The organism is Formosa bonchosmolovskayae (assembly GCF_051016085.1).
GTDB lineage: Bacteria > Bacteroidota > Bacteroidia > Flavobacteriales > Flavobacteriaceae > Formosa.
Genome location: NZ_CP174605.1, coordinates 2740821 through 2765719 on the forward strand (window position 1 = coordinate 2740821; position 24899 = coordinate 2765719).

Here is a 24899-nt window from a genome sequence, read left to right on the forward strand (position 1 = left end):
ATCGTGGAGCATTTAATTAAACTTAATCAGAAAAATTTGGCCAAAGTTGCCAAAAATATACCATGTCCAACTTACGATCGTTCTAAGGTAAAGGCAGGTATTGTACATGTGGGTATTGGTGGATTTCACAGAGCTCATGAAGCGTTTTATACAGATCAATTACTGCACGATGAAGGTAATAATGACTGGGGAATTTGTGGTGTGGCCTTATTAGACTTCGATACTAAAATATACAACACGCTTAAAGAACAAGACGGATTATACACTCTTGTTATAAAAGAGTTGGATGGTACATTAACGAGACGTGTTATTGGCTCTATTGTAGAGTGTTTATATGCACCAGAAAATCCAATGCAGGTTATCGAAAAAATGGCAAGTGCAGATATTAAAATTATTACCCTTACTATTACCGAAGGTGGCTATAATTATAATGAGGCTACAGAAGCTTTCGATTTCGATAATCCGCAAATTCAATACGATTTAGAGCATCCAAGTGCACCTAAAACCATATTCGGATATTTAACTCAAGCTTTAAAGCAACGTCAGAAACATAATCTAGCTGTTACAATTCAGTCTTGCGATAATATAAAAGGTAACGGGGATTTGGCAAAACGCATGTTATTGAGTTATGTTGAAAAGGCCGAACCTGAATTAATGACTTGGATCGAAGAACATGTGTCGTTTCCAAACAGTATGGTCGATCGTATTACACCAGCAACATCGCCAGTAGATATTTCGAATTTAAATGCCGCTACCGGAGTCGATGATGCATGGCCAGTAGTTTGCGAGCCATTTCACCAATGGGTCATTGAAGATGAGTTTAAAGCAGGAAGACCAGCTTGGGAAACTGTAGGGGCACGATTTGTTGAAGATGTGGATCCGTTTGAAAAAATGAAGTTAACGTTGCTTAATGCAGGACATACTGTGTTGGGTGTTTTGGGAGCTTTAAGAGGATGTTCAACGATTGATGAAGCCGTTCATAATAAAGATATTAGAACCTTTTTAAAATTGTATATGGATCTGGAGGTAACACCAACCTTATCCGATTTAGAAGGGGTAGATTTAGATAAGTATAAGGAGACATTGCTTAATCGATTTGGAAATGTTTATATGAAAGATCAAATAGATCGTATCTGTTCAGAGAGTTCTGCTAAATTTCCAATATTTGTGTTGCCAACAGTGAACGCGCAATTAGCGCACGATAAGCATGTAGATTTTGCCGCATTAGTAGTGGCTGCTTGGGCTATTTATAGTTTGGGAAAAGACGAAAATCAACAAGACTTAATTATAAAAGATGTCATGCACGATGCTTTAGCAAAACAAGCACTTTTGGCTAAAGATAATCCAGCAGTATTTTTAGAATTAGAATCTATCTTCGGAAAATTAAAAACGTCCGATATTTTTGTAGCAGCCTTTACCAAGGCGTATAAAGTCATTTCCGAAAATGGTATTCAACAAAGTGTGATTAAATGGAATAAATCAGCTTTAAAACACGGTTAAATGAAAAATATAGTTTGTTTTGGCGAGGTTTTGTGGGATGTGTTTCCTACGCATAAAAAAATTGGTGGTGCACCTTTAAATGTTGCTTTAAGATTACAGTCTTTTGGTAATAAAGTGTCTATAATTACCCGAATAGGTGATGATACTAAAGGTGCCGAAATTGCAGATTTTATTAAAGCTCATGGAGTCAATACAGAAAATGTTCAAGTAGATGATGCCTTGGAAACAGGAGCGGTAGATGTGGTTTTAGACGATACTGGATCTGCTTCATATACCATTAATGCTAATCGTGCTTGGGATAATATTCAGCTTACGGAAACTGCTATAGCAAAAACAAAACAAGCCGATGCTTTTATCTTTGGAAGTTTAGTGGCTCGAGATTTAACGTCTCGTGCAACATTATATGCGCTTTTAGATGTAGCAAAATATAAAGTGTTAGATACCAATTTAAGAGCGCCTCATTATACTACAGAAGTATTGAGTCACCTTATGAATGTCGCAGATTTTTTAAAATTTAATGACGATGAAATTTTCGAGATTTCAAAGGCCTTAGGTTTCGAATCGACGTCCTTAGAAGATAATATAGTGTTTATATCAAAACACACCAATACTAAATCTATATGTGTAACCAAGGGATCTCAAGGTGCCATATACTATCAAGACGACACATTTTTTTATAACGAAGGCTATAAAGTAAAAGTAGTAGATACTGTTGGAGCAGGAGATTCGTTTTTGGGTTCTTTAATTACTAAACTACTTAAAGGTACACCGCCACAGGAAGCCATAGATTATGCCTGTGCTGTAGGGGCTTTAGTGGCGAGTCACGAAGGTGCAAATCCAAAGCTTAACGAAGCTGATATACGTGCATTCATAAATTCTTAATAAATCGGTTAAATAGTGTGAAAAGGCCTCGAGTGTATACTTGAGGCTTTTTTTATGTTGAATAATATCGTTGCGTCTGCACTCTTTTTTATTTATAAAATAGGTTTGGATATTATGGTTTTTAGAGATTTACGACGTTGCATATTATTTTTTATTGAAATAATTAAATTGTTGTTATAGCATATAATATTTTATATTAGTTTTAACAAGTATATAACAAAACCAACCATGAAAAAACATACAACCCTTATTTTTGTTTTATTATTCAGTATTTCACAGCTTTCTAATGCTCAGGCGGCTATTGTGGCCATGATTTTTGGTGACAAAGTAGCCTCAGAAAAATTTAATTTGAGTATGGAAATCGGTGTGCCATTTAGTAGTTTTTCTAATGTAGATGACTTGAAAATGCGAAATGGAGTAAACTTTGGAATAGCTGGAAACCTTCAATTATCCGAAAATTGGTATGTAAGTCCTACGGTGTATTTTTTATCGAAAAGAACTTTTCTATTAGAAAATACAGATTTACACTCTAACGACGACTATTTAAATGGTCTTTACATGAACACGAGAGCAAAAACTGTAATTAGTTATACCGACCTTCATGTGTTATTTACATATCAAATAAGTAATTCTAACTTTAGATTTGGTTTAAGTCCGCAAGTTTCATTCTTAAGTAAAGCTAAAGGAACTTACGAAGGGACAGAAGGCGAGTTTACTCAGAAAATTACCGATTTTGTTAATAAAACCGATTATGGTGTAATTGCCAATGTGGGGTACTTTTTAAGATCTGGACACGAAGGAAAAGGTCTTATTTTTAACCTAAGATACTATCAAGGTTTTACCGATGTTTTAAAAGATAACTTCGCAACAGGTAAAAATAAAAGTAGTTATATCGCTTTACACGTTAGTTTACCTTTCTTAACAGACGAATTGGCTGCGAAAAACAAAAAGCCAGAACCTATATCGGAAGATTAAGTCTTATTCCGTCAATCAACCTGCTGTAGCAGTAGTCCTATTGCTATACGTCGTGACTTCTTATATTTATCTAAATGAATAGATGAATTTTGGGGCTAACAAACGACGTGATTAATCGAAATAAAACGCTTGTTGTTTTAGTCTGATGTCATTCTTTTTTTTCGTTTTCTATATAAATTAATGGTGTAAAACGGTCGAAAATTGATGCCTTAAAATGAGTGAAACCGCAAGAGTATTGTCGCATAAATAATAGTGTTAATAGGAATATTTTAACAATCAGGAGTTAATTCTAAGTAATCCGTAGAAAAAGTTTACATATTGCGTTAAATTTTTATATTTTAGAAGTGTGTTATCACGACATCAAATTAACTTTTAAAAACCAGAGTATTTAATGAGCAATTATCACATAAAACATTTAGAAGAATATTATCAAGTATATAGAAAATCGGTTCGCGAACCCGAAAATTTTTGGGAAGAAGTAGCAGAGGAACACTTTATGTGGCGTAAACGCTGGGATAAAGTGCTGACTTGGGATTTTAAAAAGCCTGAAATTAAATGGTTTGAGGGTGCTCAATTAAATATTACTGAAAATTGTATCGACCGTCATCTTCGAACTAAAGGTGATAAAACAGCCATTATTTTCGAACCTAATAATCCTGAAGATGAGGCTGAGCATATTTCCTATCAACAACTTCACGATCGCGTATGCCAAATGGCAAACGTAATGAAAGATAAGGGGATTAAAAGGGGAGATCGCGTTTGTGTGTATTTACCCATGATTCCAGAATTAGCGATTTCTTTATTAGCCTGTGCGAGAATAGGAGCAATTCACTCAGTGGTATTTGCAGGGTTTTCATCTAAAGCGTTATCATCTAGAATAAATGATAGTGAATGTAAAATGGTAATCACAGCCGATGGGTCTTACCGTGGTGCTAAAAGCATCGATTTAAAAGGAATTGTAGACGAGGGCTTAGAGTCTTGTCCGTCTGTAAAAGATGTGTTGGTTGTAAATGGAATCGGTTCGGATATCACTATGAAGGAAGGTCGCGACGTTTGGTTGCAACCCTTGTTAGATAAAGCATCTCCTAATTGTGAACCAGAAATTATGAATGCGGAAGATCCGTTATTTATTTTATATACTTCTGGATCTACAGGGAAACCAAAAGGAATGGTGCATACCACAGGAGGATATATGGTGTATACAGCATATACGTTTAAAAATGTATTTCAATACCAAGACGGCGACGTTTATTGGTGTACTGCCGATATTGGTTGGATTACCGGGCATAGTTATATTGTGTATGGGCCTTTAGCAAATGGTGCTACTACAGTAATGTTTGAAGGTGTTCCTCAGTATCCAGATTTCGGACGTTTTTGGGAAATTGTAGAAAAACATAAAGTCAATCAGTTTTATACTGCGCCAACGGCTATTCGCGCCTTGGCAAAACAAAATATTTCATTTGTTAACGATAGAGATTTATCGTCTTTAAAAGTTTTAGGATCTGTTGGAGAACCTATAAATGAAGAAGCTTGGCACTGGTATAACGATAATATTGGAAAGCATAAGAGTCCGATTGTCGATACCTGGTGGCAAACTGAAACCGGAGGTATTATGATTACTCCAATTCCGTTTGTAACACCTACTAAACCTACATATGCCACATTACCTTTTCCAGGAATTCAACCAGCATTGATGGATGAAAATGGAGAGATTATTAAAGGAAATCAGGTCGATGGACGCTTGTGTATTAAGTTTCCTTGGCCAGCAATAGCACGAACCATTTGGGGCAATCATGAACGGTATAAGGATACGTATTTCTCGGCTTACGACAATATGTACTTTACCGGAGATGGCGCATTGCGAGACGAAGTTGGATATTATAGAATTACAGGTCGTGTAGACGATGTGATTATTGTTTCTGGACATAACTTAGGAACAGCACCTATTGAAGATGCGGTTAACGAACATCCAGCAGTTGCAGAATCTGCCATAGTTGGATTCCCTCACGATGTTAAAGGAAACGCACTTTATGGCTATGTTACTTTAAAAGAAACTGGAGAGTCTAGAGATCAGAACAACTTAAGAAATGAGATCAATCAGTTAATTACAGACCGTATTGGACCAATTGCTAAATTAGATAAAATTCAGTTTACAGAAGGCTTACCAAAAACTAGGTCAGGTAAAATTATGCGTCGTATTTTAAGAAAAATCGCAGGAAAAGATATTAGTAATTTAGGAGATACAAGTACGTTGTTAAATCCAGAATGTGTTCAAGATATTATAGATAAAAGTTTATAAGTGTCGAAATGTATAAAGCAAAAAAAAATCCCGATGTTTCATCGGGATTTTTTTTATATGTTATTTTTTCTTCGGTATAAATACAGGAAGTAATTCGGTTTTAACTTCTCCAAAACCAATTCGAGTACCATCGTTTTCACAATATCCTCTCATAACAACTGTATCGTAATCATTTATAAAATTACGCTCTGTTCCATCTTTTAAAGTAATAGGTTTTGTGCCTTTAACTGTTAATTCAAGCATCGAACCTAAAGATTCTGGTGTTGGACCAGAAATGGTACCACTTCCCATTAAATCTCCTGAGTTTACAGGACAACCATTAATGGTATGGTGAGCAAGTTGTTGTGACATATTCCAATACATATGTTTGAAATTTGAACGACAAACAACAGTTTCTTTCGCTTTTTTGGGTTGAATAGCAACCTCTAAATTGATATCGAAGCTTTTCTTACCTTTAGTTTGTAAGTAAGGCATTTGCGCTTTAATAGGTTTCGGACCTTGAACTCTATACGGCTCTAAGGCATCTAAAGTAACTATCCAAGGCGACATGGAAGAGGCAAAGTTTTTCGATAAAAACGGACCTAACGGTGCGTATTCCCAACTTTGGATATCTCTAGCGCTCCAATCGTTAAAAAGGACTAATCCAAAAATATATTCTTCAGCTTCATTTACAGGAATTGGTTCCCCTAAATCGTTAGCATCAGTTGTGATAAACGCTAATTCTAGTTCAAAATCTATACGTTCAGACGGACCAAACACGGGATCTTTTGCACCTTGAGGTAAGGTTTGTCCTTGCGGTCTATGAATTGGAATTCCAGAAGGGATTATAGACGAACTTCTACCGTGATAACCTATTGGTATATGTAACCAGTTAGGAAGTAAAGGTTCTTCTGGACCTCTAAACATGGTTCCAAGATTAGTAGCATGCTCAATATTAGAATAGAAATCGGTGTAATCTCCAATTTCTATAGGCAATTGCATTTCAATTTCATCTAAACGAAACAATACAACTTCCTTATGTTTTTTGTTATTTTTTAAAATATCATTATCAATATCAAAAATATCAGCAATTTTATTACGTACCGCACGCCATGTTTTTCTACCGTCGGCAATAAAATCGTTTAAAGTGTCTTGAAGAAAAATATCATCTGTTAATGGAATGTCGCTAAAGTAACCCAATTGATGTAGTGCACCAAGATCGATTGCTGTATCTCCAATACGCGTTCCTATAGTAATGATATCGTCTCGAGTAAGAAATACACCGAAAGGAATGTTCTGTATAGGGAAATCCGAATTCTTGTCGACATGTAGCCATGTCTTACGACCTGGATTGTTGGCTGATATTTGCATAACGTTGTTTTGTTGTTTGTTTAATAAATTATATTCAAATATATGTTTTTTGGTGTATTTAACTAATCTATTTGTTATTTTTGACTAATTTTTAACGATAAATAAAATTATGCAACGCGACGAACAAATTTTTGAATTAATAGAAGCAGAAAAACAACGCCAACTACATGGTTTAGAGTTAATTGCTTCAGAAAACTTTGTAAGCGACCAAGTAATGGAAGCTGCAGGATCTGTTTTAACAAATAAATATGCTGAGGGTTATCCTGGTAAACGCTACTATGGCGGTTGCGAGGTGGTAGATGAAGTAGAGCAAATTGCGATCGATCGCGCAAAAGCACTTTTTGGAGCGGCCTATGTAAATGTGCAACCACACTCTGGAAGTCAGGCAAATACTGCTGTTTTTGCAGCATGCTTAAAACCTGGTGATAAAATTTTAGGTTTCGATTTATCTCACGGTGGACATTTAACGCATGGTTCTCCAGTAAATTTCTCTGGAAAATTATATAATCCTTCTTTTTATGGTGTAGACCAAGAAACAGGAGTTTTAAATTACGATAAGATTCAAGAAGTTGCTACTAAAGAGCAACCAAAATTAATAATTGCTGGAGCTTCTGCATATTCACGTGATATCGATTTTAAACAATTCCGTGTTATTGCAGATAGTGTTGGTGCTATTTTAATGGCCGATATTTCTCATCCTGCAGGTTTAATAGCAAAAGGAATCTTAAACGATCCAATTCCTCATTGTCACGTGGTTACAACTACAACGCATAAAACGTTAAGAGGACCAAGAGGAGGAATGATTATGATGGGAGAAGATTTCGATAATCCTTTCGGAATTACACTTAAAAATGGAAACAAAAGAAAAATGTCTTCTTTATTCGATTCTGCTGTATTCCCAGGAAACCAAGGTGGACCATTAGAGCATATTATTGCGGCGAAAGCGATTGCTTTTGGTGAAGCCCTTACAGATAATTACCTTACTTATATGTTACAAGTTAAGAAAAATGCTTCGGCTATGGCAGATGCTTTTGTAGCAAAAGGGTATAATATTATTTCTGGAGGAACAGATAACCATATGATGCTTATCGATTTAAGAAATAAAGATGTGTCTGGTAAACAAGCAGAAGAAGCATTGGTAAAAGCAGATATTACTGTAAATAAAAACATGGTCCCTTTCGATGATAAATCGCCATTTGTAACCTCTGGTATTCGTATTGGAGCGGCCGCTGTAACTACACGTGGATTAAAAGAAAGCGATATGCAAACTATTGTAGACTTGGTTGACGAAGTGATTATGAACTTAGAAGACGAAGCTGTTTTAGCTGCTGTTGGGACTAAAGTAAATGCACTTATGGCCGATAGACCATTATTTGTATTTTAATAGGTATACATTTTACATATAAAAAAGGCTGTCTAATTTGATTAGACAGCCTTTTGTTTTTTACGCATTTTTCATGGTCTGAAAATAGAAACGTAGTGGTATGTAATAAGGATGTATGCTATTATTTATACTGACATAAATAAGACGTTTGCTCAGACACTTTAACTTGAAACGTTTTATTAGCTTCTATCTGATAAGCTTCTCCCGCTTTATACGTTTCCCAGCTACTAGATCCAGGTAATAATACAGTCATTGTACCTTCAATAACATTCATGGTTTCATGTTTGTCGGTTGCAAATTCGTAAGTTCCTGCTTCCATAACGCCTAAAGTCGATGCTCCGGTTGCCGATTGGTAGCCTAAAGATTTTACATTGCCTTCAAAATAGGTGTTGCTCGATATCATAATATTTGGTTTAAGTGAATGCTAAAAGTATAACAATGCTTTATAAAGGCCAAGTAAGTATAGATAAACCCTAAAAATCCCGAGTATAACAGAAATAAAAAATCGCCTAAAAATTACTTTCTAGACGATTCTTATGGGTTAGTGAAGTATTTGGGGTATTAATCGTTGAAATAAAATCCGTTTGGAGCTACACCAACGCTAAATGTTTCTAATAAAGATCCTGATAATGAATATTCGTAAGTTGTGCCTGCAGAAGCAAAATCGCCAGCATCTGCAATGTAAATTTTATCATCTTCTACTGCAAAACCATACATTGGACCATACAGAGAGGTCGATGTATATTCTAAAACTCTAGATGGTGTTGTTCCATTAATATCAAGTTTGTACACAGATGTTGCGTCTGTAAAATACAAGGTATCATCTTCCATAGTTAATTGCTTAGGACTTGTAACCACACCTGATAAATCAATAGTATTCGTAATTGTATTTGAAGCTGTACTTATCTCAAAAATATTTGGAGTACCAGCAAAATTAGTAGTCAATACATAAAGATTATCATCTTCTTCAACGATAGAATTAGGGGAATTTCCATCACCTAAATCTATCTCTATAGTTTCATTTGTATTTGGATTTAAAACGGTAATACGATTCCCGTCTCCAAAATATCCATTAGCAAAATAGATCATATCATCTTCTTCAATAACATGTTCAGCATTTCTCATTGCAAATGTTGAAGTAGAGTAATCTGTTAAATCGATAACAGTTACAAAATCGTCTGAACCATCGTCCCATCCATTAGAATTGGTAACGTAAGCTTTTCCATTAGCAATCGCACCATATCTAGGGGCACTAAAATCGGTGTCTATAGTCGTTTTATATTCGAAAGTATAACGGTCTACAACGGTTACTTGATTTGATGTACCTGATATAATGTAAGCATTATCATCGTCTAAAAATATGCTTTGTAATGCCCCACCAATTTCAGGAGCTACAGGATTTACAGTAGTATATACATTGTCCGATTTAGTTCCGTCTTCTCCAATAAAAGTAATTCCAGAAGTACCTTCAACACCAAATTGACCTTCATTTAGTACAAAATATCCATTTTCGTAATCGCCTTGAGGGATATTTGGAGTTCCATCGTCGTCGTCAGTACTACATGAACTTAAAAAGGCCGTGCTTGCTAAGGCAAGTACTAAAAATTTGTTTATCTTTTTCATAGTTTAATTAATTATATATTAAGGTTTAAGTAATTTTTTTATACTGTTTTGATGGTTTTAAATCTAAATTTTAATTGATTGAAAATAGCGTTATTCACCCTTCAGACGCCGTTTATAAAGGGGCGGAATAGATTGCACGCCTAATCGATATAATTTAGAATAAATAGGGGTGTTATAAGATGCGTTTATTTGCCAATAAATAAAAAAATGGAGATTACCACGTTTCTGATTTAAGTGATTCAAAACCAAAAAAGGTGTGAGAACACATGCAAATAATAAAAAATAAAGTATTAGTTTTTCTTCCATATATTTTAAGACTCTTTACCCGAAAGTCAATTAGTTTAGCTGAATTTGGCAGGTCTCCTGACTTTCGTCTTGTTAATTACCTTCCCAATTTTAAATTAAAATCAGTGGTGTTTTGAAGTTGTATTAACAAGCATTTTGCAAAGCAAAACTAAGATTACAGTTGCGGGAACAGTTTGAGGTTTACACTCAATTCCCTTTTAATCCATTATTTAATAATAATATGAACCAAAATTCGTGGCAAAACTAATGTTTTTATTTCTACTATAATATAAAACCTGTTTTTTTGTCGCATAGTTTGAAAATTACTGAGACATTTTCAGCTAAAAAATTAAAAATATGTATTTCGTCTGAAATTTATATGCTTACATTTGAGGTGTATTTTATATTAAAATTAGGTGTGCATTTGTCCATTTTTAGCTAGTGTAATTCACTTTTCAAATTTCAATAAAATGAAACCTTTACAGTTAAAATTTTTGGTTATTATACTTTTGGTATGCGCTTTCGGTTGTAAAAACGACGCTAAGGCGGTTAAAGACGTACCAGAGCAAAGTATAGATTTAGTCTTGAAACATGCTAAAGGCTTTTCGGTTAAATCGTATAAAAACTATAAAGTTTTAGAAATTTACAGTCCGTGGCCCAAAGCCGATAAGAGTTATAAATTTGCTTTGATCGACAAAAATCTGAAGGATAAAGCAGATTTAAATGCAGACGATTTCGAATCTATAATTTCTATTCCTATAGAACGTATAGTAGTCACTTCGACAACGCATTTACCTGGTTTAGAGTTGTTGGAAGAAGATGAAAAGCTAGTCGGCTTTCCGGGAACACAATATGTGTCTTCAGAAAAGATAAGAACACGAATAGATAATAAGGCCGTTCGCGAACTTGGTAAAAATGAGGGTGTAAATACAGAAGTACTCTTAGAATTACGTCCAGAGGTGGTGATTGCTTTTGGAGTCGATGGAAATAATGCCTCTATGGAAACGGTTAAAAAGGCTAATATTCCGGTGATTTATAATGGCGATTGGGTGGAAGAAACACCGCTGGCAAAAGCCGAATGGATTAAACTTTTTGGGGTGCTTTTTAATAAGGAAGACAAAGCAGAATCTGTTTATAATACCATTGAAACGGAATATGTTATGGCCAAAACCCTGGCCCAAAATGTAGAAAATAGACCGAGTGTATTTAGTGGAGCCATGTATAAAGATGTTTGGTATATGCCAAATGGAACAAGCTCGGAAGCACAGCTTTTAAAGGATGCAAATGCAAATTACCTGTGGAAAAACACACAAGGTTCGGGAAGCTTAGCTTTAAATTTCGAAACCGTTTTTAACAAGGCTAAAATGGGAAAGATTTGGATTAATCCATCTATTTATGGAAGTTTACAAGAATTGGAAAAAGCGAATATTCATTACACTAAATTCGATGCTTTTAAGAAACAAAACGTTTATTCTATGTCTAATACCAAAGGCGAAACGGGCGGTGTATTGTATTACGAATTGGGCCAAGCTAGGCCGGATTTGGTGCTTAAAGATTTAATTAAAATTTGCCACCCAGAATTACTTCAAGATCATGAGTTGTTCTTCTTTAAAAAACTAAATTAATTGCCAAATCAACAGACATATTCAACTGCTTTTATAGTGCTTATTGCACTACTAGTTTGTTGTTTTTTTATTAATATAAGTTTGGGCTCGGTTTCTATTCCGTTACATGCTGTGTTTGATAGTGTTCTTGGAACAGCTACAAATGAATCTTGGAGCTATATCATTCAAAATTACAGATTACCAAAAGCCATTACAGCCATTTTAGTCGGTTCGGGATTAGGCGTTTCAGGACTCTTAATGCAAACCTTATTTAGAAATCCTTTAGCGGGACCATTTGTGCTAGGAATAAGTTCTGGAGCGAGCTTAGGTGTCGCTTTAGTAATTTTAGGTTCAGGACTTTTTGGTGGCGCTTTTGCCGTTTTACTTACTTCAAAATGGAGCGTTGTTATAGCGGCCAGTTTAGGCAGTTTTTTAGTGCTTTTATCTGTGTTAATTGTATCGTCTAGAGTACGAGATACCATGGCGATTTTAATTATCGGACTTATGTTTGCAAGTATAACCGGAGCTATTGTAGGTGTGTTGTCTTATTTTAGTTCGGCCGAACAACTACAACGCTACGTGTTTTGGGGCTTTGGTAGTTTAGGAAATTTATCGTGGGTAGAATTGGGTGTTTTTGCACTCATTTATGGCGTTGGTTTAGTTCTGAGTTTAGCATCTATAAAGGCATTAAATACATTATTATTAGGCGATAATTATGCCAAAAGTTTAGGTCTTAATATTAAACAAAGTCGCTTGTTTATTATAGTAGCGACAAGTTTACTAGCAGGAACCATTACGGCTTTTGCTGGTCCTATTGCCTTTATCGGACTCGCGATTCCGCATTTAACACGGCTAGTATTTAACACCTCTAATCATAAAATCTTGTTACCTGCAGTGCTCTTGTTTGGCGGTGTTATTATGCTGATTTGCGATACCATTGCACAGATTCCTAATAGTGATTACACGTTGCCTATTAACGCCATTACCTCTTTAGTTGGAGCACCTATCGTGATATGGTTATTAGTAAGAAAACGAAACTTGATGTTTTAAGATGAAAGATACACGCACACATATCGTTTTAAAAACTGAAAACATTTCTATTGGTTACCGTGCTAAAAAGAACGTGCATGTGGTTTCTAAAGATATTAATATTGCGCTAAGAACAGGAGAATTGATTGGTTTAGTAGGAGGAAATGGTATCGGAAAATCGACCATGTTACGTACGCTTACCAATACACAACCAGCGTTAAGCGGACAGGTTTTTATAAATAATAAAGCAGTTACAACTTATGATGCTTTAGAGTTGGCGCAAGTATTAAGTATAGTGTTTACCGAAAAATTAACCTCTAAAAACTTGTCGGTGTTCGAGTTGGTTGCATTAGGGCGACAGCCGTATACCAATTGGATTGGGACTTTATCTGGTAAAGATTTAGAGCAAGTAAATCACGCTTTAAAACTTACCAATATTGAATCTTTAAAGGATAAAAAATGTTTTGAATTAAGCGATGGCCAACTTCAAAAGGTCATGATTGCTCGTGCGCTAGCTCAAGATACAGATTTAATTATTTTAGATGAGCCAACTACGCATTTAGATATGTATCACAAAGCCTATATCCTTAAATTACTTCAGAAATTGGCTAAAGAAACAGGGAAAACCATTTTGTTTTCGTCTCACGAAATCGATTTGGCCATTCAACTTTGCGATACTTTAATTGTAATGACTCCAGAGCGCGTGGTGTCCGATTCACCATGTAATTTAATTCAGCAAGGCGTGTTTAGTACTTTATTTCCCGATGATTTAATTCAGTTTGACGCCTCTACAGGAAGCTTTCGTGTGAATAAATAAGTGTAAAATCTTAGCATTTGCATTCTTTTCCTTCGACTAAAAACGACTATATTTGAGTCCTTTCAAACAAATTTCATGAACGATACACTTATACTATTGGCATCAATAGGCGTTTCTGCTCTCGTAGGAATGGTTATCGGGTTTACACTGTCTAACTTAAAAAATAAAGGTGAATATAGTAGGATAGAAGAACGCTATGCGCAACTAATGCAGCAGTTTTCTGAATATAAAAAAGATACAATATCTCAAAACCAGAAGCAGGAGGACGCCTTTAAAGTTCAGTTGGAGACACTTCAGAAAAACATTTTAAAAATTGAAAACGATCGAGAAGACATCCGCAGGGAAAAAGAGTTTTTAAATACAGAATTAACCCGTAGAAATTCCGAATTTGAAAACCTAAGGCAACAAAATTTACAGCGTGAAAAAGATGTTATAAAGCAACAAGAGCAGCTTCGCAAGGATTTTGAACTGATGGCGAGTAAAATTCTAGAGGAGAAGTCCGAAAAATTTACCCTTCAGAATAAAGAAAATTTAAAACAAATTTTAAATCCGTTGCACGAAAAAATTCAAGGTTTTGAAAAACGTGTAGAAGAATCTCAGAAGGAAAGTATAGGTATGCATTCTGCTTTAAAAGAACAATTATTGGGGCTTAAAGATCTGAATGTTCAAATGACAAAAGAAGCTACCAACTTAACCCGAGCTTTAAAAGGTGACAGCAAAATGCAAGGAAACTGGGGAGAACTGGTCTTGGAACGCGTACTCGAAAAGTCGGGGTTAGAAAAAGATAGAGAGTATTTTGTACAGCAACATTTTACGCGTCCCGATGGCACTAGAGTTTTACCTGATGTGGTTTTGCATTTACCGGATAATAAGCGCATGATTATAGATAGTAAAGTATCTTTAACCGATTACGAACGTTTAGTAAATGCCGAGGAAGATACCGATCGGGCTTTATATTTAAAAGCACACGTTAATTCTATACGTCGACATGTCGATCAGCTTTCTGCTAAAAACTATCAAGATTTATACGATATGGAATCTCCAGATTTCGTACTGCTTTTTATTCCGATAGAACCCGCGTTTGCCGTAGCTATTAACGACGATAATTCTTTGTATAATCGAGCTTTCGAAAAAAACATTGTTATCGTAACACCGGCGACTTTATTGGCGACACTGCGTACAGTTGATACCATGTGGAATAACGAAAAACAGCAACGTAATGCAAAAGAAATTGCCAATCAGGCTGGTGCTTTATACGATAAGTTTGATGGCTTACTAAAAGACCTAACGGGTGTTGGTAAGAAACTAGACGATGCTAAAAAAGACTATGCTTTGGCCATGAATAAATTATTTGATGGTCGTGGAAACTTAATCTCTAGAGTTCAGAAGTTAAAGAAAATGGGAGCCACATCTAAAAAGAGTTTACCGGAGTCTGTTTTAAAACGTGCTTTAGGAGACGAAGAAGAATAAAAAAAGCAGCTGTAAACAGCTGCTTTTGTATATTATGTATGAGACGGTTAAAAATTAATCCGAATCAATATTCATGTTTTCTTTGGTTGAATCTTTCTTTTCATAATCCTTAATTGGCGCTTTACCACCAGTAAATAAATTAGCTACAACCAGAATAAATGCTACCGATATTAGCGCAATTACAACAATATTATCTAATATATCTAGTATCCCAGATATTATAAATCCTAAAGAAACAGCAATCGCTAATGTAAACGAAGTTTTATCTGAAAACATATTAATTTTTAAATCCCTGTATAATTACTAGGAGTAATAGCCTTTAATTCTTCTTTAATTTCAGAAGATACTTCTAAGGTATCAATAAAATTTGAAATAGACAATTGGTTTATTTTTTCATTTGTACGTGTTAATCCTTTTAAAGCTTCATAAGGATTAGGATAGGCTTCGCGACGTAAAATGGTCTGAATTGCTTCAGCAACTACTGGCCAATTGTTTTCTAAATCTTGAGCAAATTTATCTTTATTAATAAGTAATTTGTTTAGCCCTTTTAAAGTCGATTCAAAACCAATTAATGTATGGCCAAAAGGGACACCAATATTTCTTAAAACTGTACTGTCTGTTAAATCACGTTGTAATCTTGACACCGGTAATTTAGAAGATAAATATTCAAAAAGAGCATTTGCAATACCTAAGTTCCCTTCACTGTTTTCAAAATCTATAGGGTTTACTTTATGCGGCATGGCAGAACTTCCAACTTCACCAGCTTTAATACGCTGTTTAAAATAATCCATAGAAACGTAAGTCCACACATCGCGATCTAAATCGATAAGAATGTTATTGATACGTTTTAAGTTATCGAACAACGCAGCCATATGGTCGTAATGTTCAATTTGTGTGGTTGGGAAGGAATGGTGTAATCCTAAAGTATCTTGTACAAATTTACTTCCGAATGCTTTCCAGTCAATATTTTTGTAAGCCACATTATGGGCATTGTAGTTTCCTGTTGCACCACCAAATTTTGCAGCATGAGGAACCGTTTCTAGTAATTTAAATTGTTCGCTTAAACGGACTACAAAAACGTCTATTTCTTTTCCTAAACGTGTAGGAGACGCTGGCTGACCATGTGTTCTAGCCAACATAGGAACATCGCTCCATTCTTGAGCTAAATCCTGCAATTTGTCTTTAAGTACTTTAAATTTTGGTAAATAAACCTCTAATAAAGCTTCTTTAATACTTAACGGAACCGCCGTATTGTTTATGTCTTGAGAAGTTAATCCGAAGTGGATAAATTCTTTAAATTCAGAAATATTTAAAGCATCGAATTTTTCTTTAATAAAATATTCAACAGCTTTAACATCGTGATTTGTAACACTTTCAATTTTCTTAATTACTAAAGCATCTTCAGTTGAAAATGATTTGTAAATCTCACGTAAATCCCCATAAAGATTTGTGTTGAAATCTTTAAGTTGTGGTAACGGAATTTCGCAAAGCGCTATAAAATATTCAATTTCTACCTGAACTCTATATTTTATTAAAGCTTCTTCAGAAAAATAAGGAGCTAAAGAACTTGTTTTGCTTCTATAACGACCATCTATAGGCGAGATAGCATTAAGTGTTGATATTGACATGTGTAGTTAATTTTTTTAAAGCGCAAATATACGTATTCCTTGCCTTTTTTAGGAGATATTATAAAAGGATTTCGTTAAATATTTCATAGAAATGTTAAGAGTTTGAATATCTTATTTTTTGCCATTAATTTGTTTTAAAATTTTGCGGGCTCTAGCTTTATAAGCAGCGCTTTGACTAAGATAGTCACGTTCTAAAATAACGGCTAACTCGGGATGAATCCATGGAAACTCCTTTCCCAACGCATATAAAGTGGACATAGCATACGCTTTTGTCGCTACTTTTTCGTTCGTAATCATATAATCAAAACATACCGAAATGATACGTTCTTTATGTTGCTTTGAAAACAAGAAATTTAAAGTACTATTTTCCGAGATATTAATTTTTTCCGCCAAATATTCGCATATTTTTGCCACAGGACGAACGGCAGAATCTAAATGCACAAGATGTATTTTAGAGGTAAATTTATCTATATAAGGGAACACGAGGATTAGGTTTTTTTTACAGGCAAATTCTAAAACCCACCCAGCACGACAGGATAATCTATCGTCTACCATGAATAAGATGTCTAGTAAATTATCAATTAATGACGGGTTATCTAAAATAAGTTGGGTGTATTGCACTCGCTTTTCACGAGAGTGATCCACATCATTTAATTGTTCGTAAAGTTGTGCGGTAGTCACTTATTTGTTATATTTTTAATTACTAAATTTAAATAAATGAAAGGTCTTAAGAAAATATTACTGCTAATTTTAGTGGTGTTTGTAATTGCTCAGTTTTTTAAACCAGAACAAAATACAGGAGATTTAACATCTATAGAACCCTTTCTTGAAGAGACAAATCCTCCAGAACCTGTTAGGGTTATTTTAAAAGAATCTTGTTACGATTGCCATAGCGATTATACTAGATACCCATGGTATAGTCATATAACACCAGTGAATTATTGGTTGGCAGAACATGTTAACGATGGAAAAAAACATTTTAATGTAAGTAAATGGAATAGTTATTCGATTAAGAAAAAAGATCATAAAATTGAAGAGTTAATTGAAATGGTTGAAGCTAAAGAGATGCCATTAGAGTCTTATACTTTAGCACATTCCGAAGCTAAATTATCGGAAGCAGATATTGCGAGTATTAAAGAATGGGCAGAACATGTTCGAATTAAACTGACTTTGTTACCGAAGCCACAATAACCTATGACAAACGTATTAATTATTGGTTTTGTATGGCCAGAGCCAAAATCGTCTGCCGCAGGAAGCAGAATGATGCAACTCATTGAAGCCTTTCAGTCCCAAAATTTTCAAATCACTTTCGCGAGTCCAAGTAGTAAAAGTGAGCGAGGAGCAGATTTAAAAGTGCTGGGAATTAGGGAAGAAACCATTGCTTTAAACAACTCTAGTTTCGATGTGTTTTTAAATGAATTGCAACCCAATATTGTGCTTTTCGATCGTTTTTTAATGGAAGAACAGTTTGGTTGGCGTGTAACCGAACATTGTCCGGATGCGTTGAAAATTCTAGATACCGAAGATTTACACTGTTTACGTAAAGGAAGACAACAGGCGTATAAAGATAAAGCTACATTTAACGACGATTACTTGTTTAATGAATTTGCGAAGCGTGAAATTGCTAGCATTTATAGGTGCGATGTAAGCCTTATGATTTCTGAAGTTGAAATAGATATTTTGACTCAAAAATTTAAGGTGCCAAAAAACTTACTGCTGTATATACCGTTTATGTGCGATTCCATCTCGGAAATAGAGCAGAAGAGTTTACCCGATTTTCTAGATCGTGAACATGTTGTTACGATCGGAAATTTTCTACACGAACCCAATTATCAATCGGTGTTGTATTTAAAACAAACCCTTTGGCCACTTATAAAAAAGCAACTTCCAAAAGCAGAAATACATGTTTATGGCGCTTATGCGTCTCAAAAAGTAAACCAGTTGCATCAACCTAAAGATCGATTTTATATAAAAGGTTTTGCAGACGATGTGAATGAAGTGATGAAACATGCCAAAATTTGTATGGCACCATTAGTCTTTGGAGCTGGATTAAAAGGGAAATTGGTAGATGCGATGATAAACGGAACGCCTTGTGCGATGTCTTCTATCGCGGCAGAAGGAATGTTTGGCGCACAAGAACCCAATGGTTTTATAGCCGATGATGTCGAGGAATTTGTTGCGAAAACCACTGAGCTTTACACAAATAAAACGTTGTGGACTAAAAAACAAGACCACGGATTTAAAAGTTTTAATTCGCGATTTAATAAGTCGTACTTTCAACAACAGTTTTTAGCATATATAGTATATCTTCAAACGCATTTAAAATCTCATCGTTTACATAATTTTACAGGTACGTTATTACAACACCATAGCATGCAAAGTACAAAGTTTATGTCGCGATGGATTGAAGAAAAAAACAAACACACTAGTACTACTTAATTTATGGATTGGACTCTAATTTTAAAAATCACCTATGGAATTATTGTGCCTTTGGTGTGCTTGCGTGTGATTTACGATACCAATCACATTTCTAAAACCTTGTCGTATTTACTGTTGGTAATCTTTGTTCCTGTGTTCGGAATTATCTTCTATTTTTCATTTGGAATGAACTATAGAACACGGAAAATTTACAGTAAAAAACTCTTTAATAATATTAAGTTAGAAAACCGCTTAGAAATTCAATTGCAGGATTATGCGAATAAAATTATTAGAAACAAGAAGGAATTATTCGCCTCAAATAAAAAGTTAGTCCGCTTATTGTTTAAAGAAATTTCGAGTCCGTTAACCAATAAGAATGAAGTTGACTTATTAATTAATGGCGAACAGAAGTTCCCAGAAGTGTATAAGGCTATTGAAGCGGCCAAGCATCATATTCATTTCGAGTATTATATTTTCACAGACGATGTCGTGGGAAAAAAAATAGAAGCACTTTTAATTAAAAAAGCAAAAGAAGGTGTCCAAGTCAAATTTATGTACGACGATTATGGTAGCAGTTCTATTCGTAAGAGTTTGGTATTAAGATTGAGAGCGGCGGGCGTAGAGGCGTATCCGTTTTATAAAATAAAATTGATCTATTTAGCCAATAGAATGAACTACCGCAACCACCGTAAAATTATTGTAATCGATGGTCGTGTTGGTTTTGTAGGCGGGATAAACGTTAGCGATAGTTATATAAACGACATAAATACAGAATCTACTACCTATTGGCGAGACACGCATTTAAAGATTCAAGGTCCAGCAGTTTGGTATTTGCAATATCTGTTTTTGTGCGATTGGAATTTCTGTGCGAATTGCGAGATTGAGCCAGAAGGCAATTTGTTTCCTGAGTTAGATTCTTTCAAGACCAAGTCTAATGTAGCTATTCAAATAGCGGCTAGCGGACCGGATTCTGAAACACCAACCATTTTATATTCGTTGTTGCAAGCTATTAATCTCGCCGAAGAGGAAATTTTAATAACGACTCCGTATTTTGTGCCTAACGAAAGTATAATGGATGCCTTATGCATTGCAGCAATGAGTGGCGTTAACGTAAAACTTTTAGTGCCGCGAAGCTCAGACTCTAGAATCGTAAATGCGGCAGCGAGTTCTTATTATACAGAATTGCTTGAGTCTGGAGTTCAAATATATCGCTATACTAAAGGGTTTATTCATGCAAAAACCATGGCTATAGATAATGAAATAGCTATTGTAGGTTCGGCAAATTTGGATATGCGTAGTTTCGATTTAAATTTCGAAGTGAACGCTATTGTTTACGATCGTGATATAAATAAACAACTTAAAGATGCCTTTTACGATGATTTAAATCATGCGTCCGAAATTGATTTAGAACGCTGGAAGGAACGTGCCTGGTACCATGAACTGTCAGAAAAAATCGCACGTTTGTTATCGCCGCTATTGTAAATTATACAGAGCTATTTCCGCTTTAAATTTTGAATCCTACTAAATAGGGTAGGATGCGAGTAATGCATAAACACATAAGCCGGATGTGGCGTTAAATTGCTCAAACTGGTTTTAGATAATTTCTTAAGTGACACTATCAAGTCGTTAGCATTATAAGTGTTTTTAGCGTAATCGTCGGCTTGATATTCAAATTTTCGCGAGAAGATGTTCATTACCAGACTGGTTAACTCACTTATCGGACTGTAAAGCAATCCGAAGGCGATTAATCCCACGTGGAAACTAGGAATCTCAACACCAATAGCATGAGATAATAACGGGTTTGAAATGAATTGCGATAACACAAAAAGAGTTACGCCTGTAAGTAAAATAGAAGCCACAAGATTAAAAATAATATGCTTCTTTTTATAATGCCCAACTTCGTGAGCGAGTACAGCAACAATTTCGTTTTCGGTTAAATCATTTATTAATGTATCGTAAAGTGTCACACGTTTTTCGCTTCCAAATCCAGAGAAATACGCATTGGCTTTTGTGCTACGCTTAGAGCCATCTATAACAAAAATATTATCTAGTTTAAATCCTACTGTATTGGCATAATTAGAAATTTTATCTCGTAAACTACCATCTTCTAAAGGCACTTGTTTATTAAAAAGAGGTACAATTAATTTGGCATAAAACATATTCATTAATAGGCTAAATACAGCAATTAAGGCCCAAGCATAAAGCCAAAACTGTTCGCCTGCTATATCGTAAAACCAGATAATAAGGGCCAAAATTCCACCTCCAATTATGGCAAGCATAAACCAACCTTTTATCTTATCTATAATAAACGTGGTCTTCGTGGTTTTGTTAAATCCGAATTGTTCTTCAATAACAAAAGTCTGATAGTAATTAAAAGGCGTCGTTAAGATATCGCTTCCCATCATTATTATTCCAAAGAAAATAATGGCTATAATAATTGGATTATCACTAAAACTTCTGGCAATATTATCTACAAACTCAAAGCCATCTAGTGCTAAAAAGACTAAGGTTAAAACAATAGAAAAGGTAGATGTTATTAAACCAAATTTATAATTTGTTGCCTTATAGCGTTGCGATTTTTTATATGCTTCCTCATCATAAACGTCTTGTAGCTCAGTAGGTAATGCATCGTTAAAATGTTTAGCATTTAAGGCATCCAAAACCTTATCGACTATAAAATCGATAATAATTATGGCAATTATAATATAAAATAAGCTCGTAGAAGTCATAAATTAAAAAGGGAATTTAACTGAAAAATTAAGCGAATTGACGCTGACGTTTAGCTTCGAAAACTAAAATTCCTGCGGCTACAGAAACGTTCATAGAATCGATTTCGCCTTGCATTGGAATAATAATATTTTGTGTGGCCTGATGTCTCCACGCTTCGCTTAAACCTGTAGCTTCGGTACCAACCACCAAAGCTGTTGCTGTGGTATAGTCTTGAGTGTGATAAGGTTTTGAAGCTTGTAATGCCGCACAAAAAATATTAATGTTTTTAGATTTTAAAAACGAAATAATATCTGCTGTACTTCCTGAAGCGACCTGATTAGTAAACACGCAACCCACGCTGGAACGGATAATGTTTGGATTGTATAAGTCCGTTTTAGGATTCGCTATAATAAAAGCATCCACATTCGCGGCATCGGCAGTTCTTAATAACGCACCAATATTTCCTGGTTTTTCTGGAGCTTCAGCAATTAAAATTAAAGGATTAGGTTTATCGAAAGTCAAGTCGGATAAGTATAATGTTTTAGATTGAGCTATGGCTATAACGCCTTCGGTAGTATCGCGATAGGCCAATTTTTGGTACACATCTTTAGAGACTTGAATAATTTCGGTAGCGGCCGATGTTAACGTTTCAATTTGAATATTGTCAATATAATCATTGCAGTATAAAAGCGTATCTATGGTATACTGTCCCTTTAAAGCGAGGGAAATTTCACGTTGACCTTCAATTAAAAATGTTCCCGATTTTTTGCGGTCTCGAGACTTGTCTTTTAACTGAACCAACTGTTTGATGTAACTATTTTGAGTGCTTGTAATATCTTTCATAAACTAAAAAAAACAAAAGTAAATGTTTTAGATGTAATTAATACCTTTTGAATTCGTCAAAGACCGTAAATCATTATAAAATACTATGAAAAACACTTTACTACTTTTACTAATTGTTGCTTTCGCATCTTGTAAGCAATCTACCGAAAAGAAAATCACAGAACAGGCAACGTCAGAAGAGGTCGTTACTCAAGACACGGCATCTAAAAACTATCCAGAGCACATCTCTAAGGTTTTTGAAGCGCACGGTGGTTTAGAGACTTGGAATGCAATGCAAACTTTAGCATTTACGATGCAAAAGCCAGATGGGGCAGAGGTTACAACTACCGATTTGAAAAGTAGAAAAGCGCATATTGAAATGGCAAACCACAATTTAGGTTTTAATGGGAAAGATGTGTGGTTACATTCTAAAGATACCACAGTTTACAAAGGAAAACCTAAGTTTTATTATAATTTAATGTTCTATTTTTATGCGATGCCTTTTGTATTATCGGATGATGGGATTACTTACACTGATGCAGAACCGTTACGTTTTGAAGGTGTTGAATATCCAGGAATTAAAATTTCTTATGGTGCAGGAGTAGGTGAGTCGCCAGACGATGAATATATAATTTATTACGATGCCAAAACCAATGAAATGACTTGGTTAGCTTATACCATGACGTTTTTTGCTAAAGAGAAAAGTAAAAAATTCAGCTATATTAAATACGGAAATTGGCAAGATGTTAATGGTGTGAAATTACCAAAAGCGATACAATGGTATAAAGTGGTAGATGGAAAACCTGTAGAAGTAAGAAATGAGGTTGAATTTTCTGATGTGACAATTTCTAAAGACAAACAAGATAACTCGTTTTATGAAGCTCCTGAAGGTGCTAAAATAATAGAGTAATTTAAAATTACTTATATATTAATTTAAAATGTTAACAGAGTGCAAGAGTGCGCTTTGTTAACATTTTTTAGTTTTGTGTGGGTTTGTCGTTTAAATAATTCACCAAAAGGGCCACGACATAACTATAACTTTCCATACCGCCTTGCTGGTTATTGGCTTCTAAATACGAGTTGTAAGTCATTTTAAAAATGGGCTCTAACGGATTCTGATAGCTTTCCCAAAAGGTGCGTGTTTCGTCGTAATTCTTTAAAATTCCTTGATGTAGAGTTTCCACTAAGGTCTCGTATTGTGCGGGGTCGCGACGGTAAATTTCGTTTAAACAATGGCGCAGTCCAAATGCATATCCGGAGTATTTCATGTAAATATCATCATTATTTATTGTAGCTAAGCACCCAATAAAATTAGCTTCGTTTTCGGCGGCATAACCTAATTGATGCGCCATTTCGTGAGCCGATGTAGTTGGAAATTTATAAGAGGGAATTAAGTAATCGACTTGTGCCTCATTAGTCAGCGGATTTAAATAACCACTAAACCCCATATAGGTTAACGGTACACTAAACAGGGACTTTTTGATGCTTCGGGGCTGATAAGCAAGATGCGGATACTGCTCTTCAAGATTCTTATATCCGGATTCTGAACGTTTAAATATTTCCGATTTACTATAAGGCATTTCAACTTTTATCGTGTCGTTTTTAGTAATTTCGAACTGTAGGGCATTGGTTGTTTTTATTAATTTTCGAGTAACGGAAACGAGTTGTTCTGTGGTATAATCGGCCTCTAGATTTAAATTTTTATGTAAAGGTAATCGGTAATAATTCATGCCCCAGAACAAATGAAAGGCAAAGTATAATAGGGTTACTGCCGATAAAATATCGATAAGCCATTCTTGTGTATTTCTAAAGAAACCTTTTCTATTTACAATCAGCCACCTTACGATATATATAATACCGAAAGCATACACCAAATCGCCAAACGAAAACGGAATCCAGCCTAAGCCATAACGCAGTGCTTTAGAGATTATAGGGTATATCCCATTACTATAATAATGTTCTATAATTTCTGGGTAATTCGATAAGAATTTTACTAGAAAGTATACGGGAAGCAACGAAAATGCTAGATATGTTTTTGGGTTTTTAAGCATGCCTCAAAAATAGGCAAATGTTTGTAATTGCTTAATGCTAATACGTACCTTTG

Annotated in this window: 22 protein-coding genes and 1 riboswitch; of the genes, 13 read left to right on the forward strand and 9 right to left on the reverse strand. The window is 34.9% G+C overall.

Going from position 1 to position 24899, the window contains the following annotated elements:
* Positions 1-3: 3 nt before the first annotated feature.
* The 4 genes from ACKC83_RS11505 (at position 4) to acs (ending at position 5656) form a co-directional block, all read left to right on the forward strand.
* Positions 4-1500: a mannitol dehydrogenase family protein gene (locus tag ACKC83_RS11505; RefSeq protein ID WP_434035608.1), complete on the forward strand. Its 1497-nt coding sequence runs from the start codon at positions 4-6 to the stop codon at positions 1498-1500.
* Entirely contained in the window at positions 1501-2382 is an 882-nt protein-coding gene (locus ACKC83_RS11510; protein ID WP_434035609.1) for a carbohydrate kinase family protein, read from the forward strand.
* Positions 2383-2610: 228 nt separating this feature from the next.
* Positions 2611-3357, forward strand: a complete 747-nt coding sequence (locus tag ACKC83_RS11515; protein WP_434035610.1) for a porin family protein — start codon at positions 2611-2613, stop codon at positions 3355-3357.
* A 391-nt stretch (positions 3358-3748) separates the two neighbouring features.
* Positions 3749-5656, forward strand: coding sequence for an acetate--CoA ligase (gene acs / locus ACKC83_RS11520; protein WP_434035611.1), 1908 nt, complete (start codon positions 3749-3751; stop codon positions 5654-5656).
* Positions 5657-5716: 60 nt separating this feature from the next.
* Here the strand turns inward: acs and fahA are convergent, their stop codons facing one another.
* Positions 5717-7006: a fumarylacetoacetase gene (gene fahA, locus ACKC83_RS11525; RefSeq protein ID WP_414036944.1), complete on the reverse strand. Its 1290-nt coding sequence runs from the start codon at positions 7004-7006 to the stop codon at positions 5717-5719.
* A 109-nt stretch (positions 7007-7115) separates the two neighbouring features.
* Between fahA and glyA the strand changes: the two genes are divergently transcribed.
* Positions 7116-8390, forward strand: coding sequence for a serine hydroxymethyltransferase (gene glyA, locus ACKC83_RS11530; protein WP_414036943.1), 1275 nt, complete (start codon positions 7116-7118; stop codon positions 8388-8390).
* A 121-nt stretch (positions 8391-8511) separates the two neighbouring features.
* On the opposite strand, the gene ACKC83_RS11535 is transcribed toward glyA, so the two are convergent.
* Positions 8512-8793 carry a pyrimidine/purine nucleoside phosphorylase gene (locus ACKC83_RS11535; RefSeq protein ID WP_414036942.1) on the reverse strand — a complete coding sequence of 94 codons (282 nt, stop codon included), beginning with the start codon at positions 8791-8793 and terminating at the stop codon, positions 8512-8514.
* A gap of 158 nt (positions 8794-8951) precedes the next feature.
* Positions 8952-10013: a DUF5074 domain-containing protein gene (locus tag ACKC83_RS11540; protein WP_434035612.1), complete on the reverse strand. Its 1062-nt coding sequence runs from the start codon at positions 10011-10013 to the stop codon at positions 8952-8954.
* 336 nt (positions 10014-10349) lie between these two features.
* Positions 10350-10564: riboswitch (cobalamin riboswitch) on the reverse strand.
* 204 nt (positions 10565-10768) lie between these two features.
* On the opposite strand from ACKC83_RS11540, the gene ACKC83_RS11545 reads away from it, so the two are divergent.
* The 4 genes from ACKC83_RS11545 to rmuC all read left to right on the forward strand — a co-directional run bounded on the left by ACKC83_RS11545 (position 10769) and on the right by rmuC (position 15218).
* Entirely contained in the window at positions 10769-11923 is a 1155-nt protein-coding gene (locus ACKC83_RS11545) for an ABC transporter substrate-binding protein (RefSeq protein WP_434035613.1), read from the forward strand.
* Positions 11924-12952: a FecCD family ABC transporter permease gene (locus tag ACKC83_RS11550; RefSeq protein WP_434035614.1), complete on the forward strand. Its 1029-nt coding sequence runs from the start codon at positions 11924-11926 to the stop codon at positions 12950-12952.
* Between the two features lies 1 nt (position 12953).
* Positions 12954-13748, forward strand: a complete 795-nt coding sequence (locus ACKC83_RS11555; RefSeq protein WP_414036938.1) for an ABC transporter ATP-binding protein — start codon at positions 12954-12956, stop codon at positions 13746-13748.
* Positions 13749-13823: 75 nt separating this feature from the next.
* Entirely contained in the window at positions 13824-15218 is a 1395-nt protein-coding gene (rmuC, locus tag ACKC83_RS11560; protein WP_434035615.1) for a DNA recombination protein RmuC, read from the forward strand.
* Positions 15219-15272: 54 nt separating this feature from the next.
* Here rmuC and ACKC83_RS11565 read toward each other — a convergent pair whose 3' ends face one another.
* From ACKC83_RS11565 to ACKC83_RS11575, 3 genes are all read right to left on the reverse strand, one after another.
* Positions 15273-15494 carry a hypothetical protein gene (locus ACKC83_RS11565; protein ID WP_434035616.1) on the reverse strand — a complete coding sequence of 74 codons (222 nt, stop codon included), beginning with the start codon at positions 15492-15494 and terminating at the stop codon, positions 15273-15275.
* An 8-nt stretch (positions 15495-15502) separates the two neighbouring features.
* Complete coding sequence (gene purB, locus ACKC83_RS11570) at positions 15503-16846, reverse strand: adenylosuccinate lyase (RefSeq protein ID WP_434035617.1); 1344 nt, start codon at positions 16844-16846, stop codon at positions 15503-15505.
* Between the two features lie 111 nt (positions 16847-16957).
* Positions 16958-17527, reverse strand: a complete 570-nt coding sequence (locus ACKC83_RS11575) for an adenylosuccinate lyase (RefSeq protein WP_434035618.1) — start codon at positions 17525-17527, stop codon at positions 16958-16960.
* A 36-nt stretch (positions 17528-17563) separates the two neighbouring features.
* Here ACKC83_RS11575 and ACKC83_RS11580 point away from each other — a divergent pair, with 36 nt between their 5' ends.
* The 3 genes from ACKC83_RS11580 to cls are packed head-to-tail and all read left to right on the forward strand — an operon-like array spanning position 17564 to position 20746.
* Positions 17564-18037, forward strand: a complete 474-nt coding sequence (locus ACKC83_RS11580; RefSeq protein WP_434035619.1) for a heme-binding domain-containing protein — start codon at positions 17564-17566, stop codon at positions 18035-18037.
* 3 nt (positions 18038-18040) lie between these two features.
* Positions 18041-19285 carry a glycosyltransferase gene (locus ACKC83_RS11585; RefSeq protein ID WP_434035620.1) on the forward strand — a complete coding sequence of 415 codons (1245 nt, stop codon included), beginning with the start codon at positions 18041-18043 and terminating at the stop codon, positions 19283-19285.
* A 3-nt stretch (positions 19286-19288) separates the two neighbouring features.
* Entirely contained in the window at positions 19289-20746 is a 1458-nt protein-coding gene (gene cls / locus ACKC83_RS11590) for a cardiolipin synthase (protein WP_434035621.1), read from the forward strand.
* Between the two features lie 11 nt (positions 20747-20757).
* Here the strand turns inward: cls and ACKC83_RS11595 are convergent, their stop codons facing one another.
* Positions 20758-21993, reverse strand: a complete 1236-nt coding sequence (locus ACKC83_RS11595) for a M48 family metallopeptidase (protein WP_434035622.1) — start codon at positions 21991-21993, stop codon at positions 20758-20760.
* Positions 21994-22021: 28 nt separating this feature from the next.
* Complete coding sequence (locus ACKC83_RS11600; protein WP_434035623.1) at positions 22022-22816, reverse strand: TrmH family RNA methyltransferase; 795 nt, start codon at positions 22814-22816, stop codon at positions 22022-22024.
* An 85-nt stretch (positions 22817-22901) separates the two neighbouring features.
* On the opposite strand from ACKC83_RS11600, the gene ACKC83_RS11605 reads away from it, so the two are divergent.
* Complete coding sequence (locus tag ACKC83_RS11605) at positions 22902-23705, forward strand: DUF6503 family protein (RefSeq protein ID WP_434035624.1); 804 nt, start codon at positions 22902-22904, stop codon at positions 23703-23705.
* 67 nt (positions 23706-23772) lie between these two features.
* Here the strand turns inward: ACKC83_RS11605 and ACKC83_RS11610 are convergent, their stop codons facing one another.
* Complete coding sequence (locus tag ACKC83_RS11610) at positions 23773-24846, reverse strand: DUF3810 domain-containing protein (RefSeq protein WP_434035625.1); 1074 nt, start codon at positions 24844-24846, stop codon at positions 23773-23775.
* Between the last annotated feature and the right edge of the window lie 53 nt (positions 24847-24899).

What these genes read in the sequence shown, in the direction of transcription:
- ACKC83_RS11545 (WP_434035613.1), top strand. Translation starts at nt 10,769, where the DNA reads ATGAAACCTTTACAGTTAAAATTTTTGGTTATTATACTTTTGGTATGC.
- ACKC83_RS11555 (WP_414036938.1), top strand. Translation starts at nt 12,954, where the DNA reads ATGAAAGATACACGCACACATATCGTTTTAAAAACTGAAAACATTTCT.
- ACKC83_RS11605 (WP_434035624.1), top strand. Translation starts at nt 22,902, where the DNA reads ATGAAAAACACTTTACTACTTTTACTAATTGTTGCTTTCGCATCTTGT.
- ACKC83_RS11580 (WP_434035619.1), top strand. Translation starts at nt 17,564, where the DNA reads ATGAAAGGTCTTAAGAAAATATTACTGCTAATTTTAGTGGTGTTTGTA.
- ACKC83_RS11600 (WP_434035623.1), bottom strand. Translation starts at nt 22,816, where the DNA reads ATGAAAGATATTACAAGCACTCAAAATAGTTACATCAAACAGTTGGTT.
- glyA (WP_414036943.1), top strand. Translation starts at nt 7,116, where the DNA reads ATGCAACGCGACGAACAAATTTTTGAATTAATAGAAGCAGAAAAACAA.
- rmuC (WP_434035615.1), top strand. Translation starts at nt 13,824, where the DNA reads ATGAACGATACACTTATACTATTGGCATCAATAGGCGTTTCTGCTCTC.
- ACKC83_RS11540 (WP_434035612.1), bottom strand. Translation starts at nt 10,013, where the DNA reads ATGAAAAAGATAAACAAATTTTTAGTACTTGCCTTAGCAAGCACGGCC.
- ACKC83_RS11595 (WP_434035622.1), bottom strand. Translation starts at nt 21,993, where the DNA reads ATGACTTCTACGAGCTTATTTTATATTATAATTGCCATAATTATTATC.
- ACKC83_RS11610 (WP_434035625.1), bottom strand. Translation starts at nt 24,846, where the DNA reads ATGCTTAAAAACCCAAAAACATATCTAGCATTTTCGTTGCTTCCCGTA.
- purB (WP_434035617.1), bottom strand. Translation starts at nt 16,846, where the DNA reads ATGTCAATATCAACACTTAATGCTATCTCGCCTATAGATGGTCGTTAT.
- fahA (WP_414036944.1), bottom strand. Translation starts at nt 7,006, where the DNA reads ATGCAAATATCAGCCAACAATCCAGGTCGTAAGACATGGCTACATGTC.
- acs (WP_434035611.1), top strand. Translation starts at nt 3,749, where the DNA reads ATGAGCAATTATCACATAAAACATTTAGAAGAATATTATCAAGTATAT.
- ACKC83_RS11585 (WP_434035620.1), top strand. Translation starts at nt 18,041, where the DNA reads ATGACAAACGTATTAATTATTGGTTTTGTATGGCCAGAGCCAAAATCG.
- ACKC83_RS11510 (WP_434035609.1), top strand. Translation starts at nt 1,501, where the DNA reads ATGAAAAATATAGTTTGTTTTGGCGAGGTTTTGTGGGATGTGTTTCCT.
- cls (WP_434035621.1), top strand. Translation starts at nt 19,289, where the DNA reads ATGGATTGGACTCTAATTTTAAAAATCACCTATGGAATTATTGTGCCT.
- ACKC83_RS11515 (WP_434035610.1), top strand. Translation starts at nt 2,611, where the DNA reads ATGAAAAAACATACAACCCTTATTTTTGTTTTATTATTCAGTATTTCA.
- ACKC83_RS11565 (WP_434035616.1), bottom strand. Translation starts at nt 15,494, where the DNA reads ATGTTTTCAGATAAAACTTCGTTTACATTAGCGATTGCTGTTTCTTTA.
- ACKC83_RS11535 (WP_414036942.1), bottom strand. Translation starts at nt 8,793, where the DNA reads ATGATATCGAGCAACACCTATTTTGAAGGCAATGTAAAATCTTTAGGC.